General features: G+C 75.2%; 7 protein-coding genes. 2 read left to right on the forward strand and 5 right to left on the reverse strand.

The annotated features are described in order from the left end of the window. Positions 1 to 125: 125 nt before the first annotated feature. Positions 126 to 872: a peptidyl-tRNA hydrolase gene (locus AB0K92_RS33350; protein WP_365929016.1), complete on the reverse strand. Its 747-nt coding sequence runs from the start codon at positions 870 to 872 to the stop codon at positions 126 to 128. Between the two features lie 43 nt (positions 873 to 915). Here AB0K92_RS33350 and AB0K92_RS33355 point away from each other — a divergent pair, with 43 nt between their 5' ends. Then, positions 916 to 1,830 (forward strand): ABC transporter ATP-binding protein, encoded by a 915-nt coding sequence (locus AB0K92_RS33355; protein WP_365929017.1) that lies wholly within the window; start codon positions 916 to 918, stop codon positions 1,828 to 1,830. A 50-nt stretch (positions 1,831 to 1,880) separates the two neighbouring features. Further along, positions 1,881 to 2,552 carry an ABC transporter gene (locus AB0K92_RS33360; RefSeq protein ID WP_365929020.1) on the forward strand — a complete coding sequence of 224 codons (672 nt, stop codon included), beginning with the start codon at positions 1,881 to 1,883 and terminating at the stop codon, positions 2,550 to 2,552. Between the two features lie 8 nt (positions 2,553 to 2,560). On the opposite strand, the gene AB0K92_RS33365 is transcribed toward AB0K92_RS33360, so the two are convergent. From AB0K92_RS33365 to AB0K92_RS33380, 4 genes are all read right to left on the reverse strand, one after another. After that, positions 2,561 to 2,749, reverse strand: a complete 189-nt coding sequence (locus AB0K92_RS33365; RefSeq protein ID WP_166002848.1) for a hypothetical protein — start codon at positions 2,747 to 2,749, stop codon at positions 2,561 to 2,563. An 18-nt stretch (positions 2,750 to 2,767) separates the two neighbouring features. Further along, complete coding sequence (locus tag AB0K92_RS33370; RefSeq protein ID WP_365929021.1) at positions 2,768 to 3,628, reverse strand: polysaccharide deacetylase family protein; 861 nt, start codon at positions 3,626 to 3,628, stop codon at positions 2,768 to 2,770. A 187-nt stretch (positions 3,629 to 3,815) separates the two neighbouring features. Next, positions 3,816 to 5,183, reverse strand: coding sequence for a PhoX family protein (locus AB0K92_RS33375; protein ID WP_365929018.1), 1,368 nt, complete (start codon positions 5,181 to 5,183; stop codon positions 3,816 to 3,818). Between the two features lie 89 nt (positions 5,184 to 5,272). After that, positions 5,273 to 6,073: a slipin family protein gene (locus AB0K92_RS33380; RefSeq protein ID WP_365929019.1), complete on the reverse strand. Its 801-nt coding sequence runs from the start codon at positions 6,071 to 6,073 to the stop codon at positions 5,273 to 5,275. Between the last annotated feature and the right edge of the window lie 182 nt (positions 6,074 to 6,255).

Below are 6,255 nucleotides of genomic sequence, written 5' to 3' on the forward strand. Positions count from 1 at the left end.
GGCCCGCCCGGACCACTCGCTGACGCGTGGTCCGGGCGGGCCGCTGCCGTGCGTGCGCCACGGGTCTGCGCTGTACGCTGCGGGCCCCGGCCGGGCACGGGGAGTGCACGCACCCCCGTCGCGTCCTACGCCCGTGCCCGCCGCCGCAGTGCCGGATGGTCCGCGACCACCGTGCAGGAACCGGGGGCGACTTCGGTGTAGCCGGCGTCGCGGACGAGCGGGAGGCCGCCGGTCGTCAGGGCCTGCCAGTGGTCGGGGGCGGCGGTGCGTACGGCGAGCGGGAAGCCGGCCTCGCGCCAGGCCGTGCGGTCCTCGTCGCCCAGCTCCCACCAGGCGAGCTGGGCGCCGTGCCCGGCCTGGGCCATGGCCTTGCCGGCCGACATCTCCACCTCGGGATTCAGCCACAGCACGGGCGCTCCCGGGTCGGCGGGGAGAGGCGGCTCCGGGTCGTCGAGTTCGGTGCCGGACACCTGGAGCTTGGCCAGTTCCTTCGGCCAGCCGTCCAGCGGCACCGGCGGGAACACCCGTACCTCCGCCGCTTTCCCGGTGACCGTGATCCCCGGCAGCGCCGACGCCTTGCGCCACTCGGCGCCGCGCGCCCGCCGCACCACCTTGCGGATCCGCGCGTCCTGCCAGTCCCGGATCGCCCGCGCCCACTCACCGTCCCCGAGGGACCGCTCGTCGCTGAGCATCACCAGCACCGCGCGGGCGGCCGTCTCCAGGGCGTCGGTGCGCGCGGGCGGCGCGGCACGCTCGATCCGTACGACGAGCGGCAGGACGAACTGCGGAGCGTCGTCGCGGGACGAGCCCGCGGACCGGAAGGGGGAGTCGCCGGGCACGGGGGAGTCGGGAACGGAGGCGTCGTGTGTCACGTTCTTCAGTCTGCCAGGCGAAAACCGGGGGACAGGGGGGTCCATGGGGCGGGAGCTGCGACTGGAGGGCGTGGGCCGCCGCTACGGTCCGCGCGGCTCCTGGGTGCTGCGCGGCGTCGACCTGTCCGTACCGCCCGGCGCCCTGACCCGCGTGGAGGGAGCCAACGGCAGCGGGAAGTCGACGCTGCTGCGCCTCCTCGCCGGCCTGGACGCACCCACCGAGGGCCGGATCACCGGCCGGCCCCGCACCGCCTACGTCCCCGAACGCTTCCCGCCGGCCCTCCCCTTCACCCCCGTCACCTATCTGCGCCACCTCGGTGCCGTGCACGGCCTCTCCCGCGCGGCGGCCGACCGTGCCGCCGGCGTCTGGCTGGAGCGCTTCGGCGCCGGGGAGCACGCCCACACGCCGCTGCGGCGGCTGTCGAAGGGCAGCAGCCAGAAGGTGGCCGTCGCCCAGGCCCTGCTCGCCGACCCCGAGCTGCTGGTCCTGGACGAGGCCTGGACCGGCCTGGACACCGCCGCCCGGGAAGAGCTGGAGCGCGCCGTCGCCGAGCGGTCCGCCGCCGGGGGCGCGGTCGTCTTCGTCGACCACGACCCGCGGCGGCTGGCCGGAGCGACCGACGCCGTGTACGAGGTCCGCGACGGCGCCCTCCACCGGCGCCGCGCGGACGCCCCCGCGGCGTCCGTCCCCACCGGCCCGCGGGTCGTCGTCGAGGCGTCCGTCCCCACCGGCCCGCAGGTCGTCGTGGAGGCGCAGGGGCCGCCGGGCGCGCCGCTGCCCGCCGCGGCCGGGCGGATCGTCACCACCGCCACCGAGACCGGCCCCGGCACCCACCGGCTCACCGTCCCCGCCGCCTGCTCCGACGTGCTGCTGCGCGCCCTGCTGACCGCGGCCCCGCCCTGGCACGTCGTCTCCGTGCACACCGTCGGCCCCGCCGGCCAGGGCAGCCGCCGATGACCGCCCTGGCCCCCCGCACCGCCTTGACCGCCGTCACCCGTCTGACCGGCCTGCCCGCCCTGCTCCGCTACCAGGCGGCGCTGCTCGCGCGCTCGCAGCGCTGGCTGCCGCCGTTCATCCTCTACGCCGTCTTCCTCGCCGTGAGCGTCCAGGGCGGCCAGCCGGTGCTCGACTCCCTCGGGTACGCGGCTGCCGCACTGCTCCCCGTGGCCGCCTGGCTCACCCGGATCTGCGCCGAGGGCGAACCCGCCGCCGCGCGCGCCTGTGCCGCCGCGGCGGCCGGTCCGGCGCGGGCGCACCTCGCCTCGCTGCTGGTGGCGTTCGCCGCGGCGACCGCCCTCGGCACCGCCGCCACCCTCGTGGTGTCGCTGATCAGCGATCCGGCGGGCGCCGACGGGCGGACCCCGGTGCCGCGGCTCCCGGCCGGTGCGGCGGGTGCGCTCGCCACACTGGCCTGCGCCCTGCTCGGCACCGCCGTCGGCGCGCTCACCAGCCGTCCGGTGCTGCGCTCGACCGGCCGTGCGGTGCCCGCGCTGCTGCTGGCCGCGCTGCTGGCGCTGGTGGTGACCGGCTCCCCGGCGAACGCGGCGGTGAGCGGCCTGGTCACCGGCTCCCGCTCCGGCACGGTCGTCCTGCCGCTGCTGCCGCTGGGCGGCGCCGCGCTGCTCGCGGCCGTTGCGATCGCCGTCGCGAGCGCGCTGGCCTCACGAAGACCGGACTGAGCCGGGGGTCAGCCCGAGCACGCGGTGCGCTGGGCCTCCTGCCACTCGCACACCGGGCACAGGGTGATCCCCTTGTACGACTCGGGGTACTCCGTCGGCTCCCGGCACAGCACGCATTCCGCGTACGGCGGCCCGTCCGCCCGGGGCGGCCTGGTCGCGTCGATCAGGCAGTAGTCGTTGACCTCGGCCTCGCTCATGCCTCCAGCGTAGGCCGGTCAGCGCGGTGCGGACCCGATCAGTTCCGACACCTTCACGAAGCGGAAGCCCTGGCGGCGCAGCTCGGGCACGATCGTGCGGATCGCCCGCTCGGTCGTCGGGGCGGCGCTGCGCGTGCAGTGCATGACCACCACCGAGCCGGGCCGCACCCCGTCCAGCACCTGCCGGGCCACCGCGTCGGCGTCCGTCGCGAACGCGTCACCGCTCACCACGTCCCACTGCACGGCGGTGACCCCGCTGCCGCTCAGCGCGCGCAGGGCCCGCCGGTCGTAGCAGCCGCCGGGGAAGCGGAAGTACGGCTTCGCGTTCGCCACGCCCGCCGCGCGGAAGGCCGCGTACGCCCGCTGCACATCGGCCCGCATCCGGTCCTCGGTGACGGTCGGCAGGCCGTAGCAGTCCTCGGTGAAGGCGTAGTGGCTGTAGGAGTGGTTGGCGACCTCGAACAGCGGGTCACGGCCGATGGAGCGGGCCTGCGCCGGGTACTCCTCGGCCCAGCGGCCCGTCATGAAGACGGTGGCGGGCACCTTCAGCGTGCGCAGCGTGGCGATCAGCCGCGGGTGGTCGAACCGTTCGCCCGCCGCCGCCCTCGGCCCCTGGTCGGCGGTCATGTCGGCGTCGAAGGTGAGGGCGACGGTCTTGTCGTCGCTGCGGCGGGGGCCGTGGTGGAAGACCGGCGTCAGCCCGCCGGGCCCCGGCGCGAGGGTGGGCGGCCGGGAGGCGGCGGGGCTGGACGGGACCGGCGGGGCGGCCCGCGAGACGGTGCGGGCCGCCTCGGGGGCGCCGCACGCGGCGAGCGCGGCGAGCGCCGCGCCGAGCGCACAGACGGCGGCGGCACGCCGTACGGGGCGCACGAGGCGCACCGGAGGCACGCGTCGCGCGGATCGTACGGCTCCTACCGCTCCTACCGCTCCTACGGGTCGCACGGGTCGTACTGGGAGGATCATCGTACGAACGTAAGCGGGCGAGGGTGAGGAAACGGGCCCGCGTCGCCGTCGGTGCGCTCAGCGCCCGTCGGAAGTCACCCGGCCGGACGGGCGGAGGCGGACGCTAGCGGCGCCAGGGGCCGGTCACCGCGAACGTCGTCCCCGGGGTGTAGCAGTTGACGTACATCGTCCGGCCGTCGGGGGAGAAGGCGACGCCCGCGAACTCACCCCACTCCGGCTCCTCCTCGGTCCCGATGTTCTGCCGGCCGCGCGCCATCGGGTACACCTCTCCCTTGCGGGTGACGCCGAAGACGTGCTGGCCGCCGGCGCCGTCCTCGCACACCATCAGCCCGCCGCTGGGCGCGAGGCAGATGTTGTCCGGGGACTCGCCGGGCAGCTGGACGTCGGTGTCCGGGCCGAAGACGACCACCAGGGTGAGACGGCGCCGGTCCGGGTCGTAGCGCCAGATCTGGCCGAAGTGGTCGGCGGCCGAGCCCTCCCGGCTGCGGGCGTACGACGACACGAAGTACACGCTGCGCCCGCCCCAGTAGCAGCCCTCCAGCTTCTGCGCGCGGGTGATGCCCCTCGGGCCGTAGTCCTGGAGCCGGACCGGGGTCTGCGCGGCCAGCGGGTCGGGTACGTCCACCCACTCGACGCGGTCGAAGCAGGCGCCCGGCTCCCGGACGGCCGACAGATCGGGCAGGTCCGGGACCCGCATCGCCTGGAGACGGCCGCCCGCGCGCAGGGCGCCGGTGCCGCTGAGCGGCTTGTTCGGCAGGAAGCGGTAGAAGAGCCCGAACGGCTGGACGAAGGCGTCCTCGGTCTCGTACACGATGCCGTTTCCCGGGTCGACGGCGACCGCCTCGTGCTGGAAGCGGCCCATCGCGGTCAGCGGGACCGCTCCGGTGCGGCGCGGGTCGGCCGGGTCGACCTCGAAGACGAACCCGTGGTCCTTGGCGTAGCCGTTGGTGCCCGCCTTGTCCTCGGTCTCCTCGCAGGTCAGCCAGGTGCCCCAGGGGGTCGGGCCGCCCGAGCAGTTCACGGCGGTGCCCGCGATGGCGACCCGCTCGTCCAGCACCCTGTTCCGGGCGTCCAGGATGAGCGCCGTACAGCCGCCCTTGCCCGCCGGGTCGTAGGTCAGGCCGTCGACGGTGGGGACGCCGAGGCGGGCCGTCACGCGGTTCTCGTGGTTGCGGACCAGGTGGACCCGGCCGCCGCGGCCCGGCAGGGCGGCCATGCCGTCGTGGTGCGAGGGCACCGGGCCCTCGCCGGAGCGCAGCGGGTCGCCCTCGCGGGACAGCACCGTGTAGCGGAAACCTTTCGGCAGATCGAGCAGGCCGTTCGGGTCGGGGACGAGCGGACCGTAGCCGGTGTGGCCCGTTCCCTGGGCGGCGGCCGCGCCCGCGAACAGCTCGGAGACGGCTCCGGTGAACGCGATGCCCACTCCCAGGGCGCCGGTGCGGGACAGGGCCTGACGGCGGGTCACAGACATGGATGAACCTTCCTGCTGGCGGACAGGACAGTCGATCCGCTGTGTCTACCATCTGGTTCGCGTCACGGGAACAACGCGCGTAGCACCTTTCACGTGCCGAGGGCGGGCGGCGGCCGGCGCTCGGCGTCGGTCTCGGCGCCCCGTTCCAGGAAGCGCAGCAGCTCCACCGGGATCGGCAGCACCAGCGTGGAGTTCTTCTCCGCCGCGACCGCCATCACCGTCTGGAGCAACCGCAGTTGCAGCGCGGACGGCGCGTCGGCCATCTGGTGGGCGGCCTCGGCGAGCTTCTTCGAGGCCTGCAGCTCGGCGTCGGCGTTGATGATCCGGGCGCGGCGCTCCCGGTCCGCCTCGGCCTGCCGGGCCATGGACCGCTTCATGGTCTCCGGCAGCGACACGTCCTTGATCTCCACCCGGTCGACCTGGACGCCCCAGCCCACGGCCGGGCTGTCGATCATCAGCTCCAGGCCTTCGTTGAGCTTCTCCCGGTTGGACAGCAGGTCGTCGAGTTCGCTCTTGCCGATGATCGAGCGCAGCGAGGTCTGGGCCATCTGGGACACCGCGAACTTGTAGTCCTCGACCTTGACCAGCGCGCTGGCCGCGTCGATCACCCGGAAGTACACCACCGCGTCCACCCGCACGGTCACGTTGTCCCGGGTGATGCCCTCCTGCGCCGGCACCGGCAGCGTGACGATCTGCATGTTGACCTTGCTGAGCCGGTCGACGAACGGAACGATCATGGTGAAGCCGGGCTGGCGTACGTCCCCCATGAGCCGGCCCAGCCGGAAGACCACCCCGCGCTCGTACTGCTTCACGATCCGCGCCGCCGCCGCGACGTAGACCACCCCCGCGGTCCCGACCGCCGCGGCCGCGGTCAGCAGCTCCTCCACCATGACGACCCCCTCACCCAGGGTCCGGGATGCCCGATGCTGCCACGATATGCCCAGGGGTGGGGTGGGGGCCATGAGAGCGGGAGTGGGGGTGGGGTGGGGGCAGGAAGGGAATGGCCCGGGGGGCCCGGGGCCGGCGCGCACGCGCCCCCCCGCCGCCCCCGGGCGGGGGGGGGGGGGGGCGC

This window comes from Streptomyces sp. NPDC052687 (assembly GCF_040678395.1).
GTDB lineage: Bacteria > Actinomycetota > Actinomycetes > Streptomycetales > Streptomycetaceae > Streptomyces.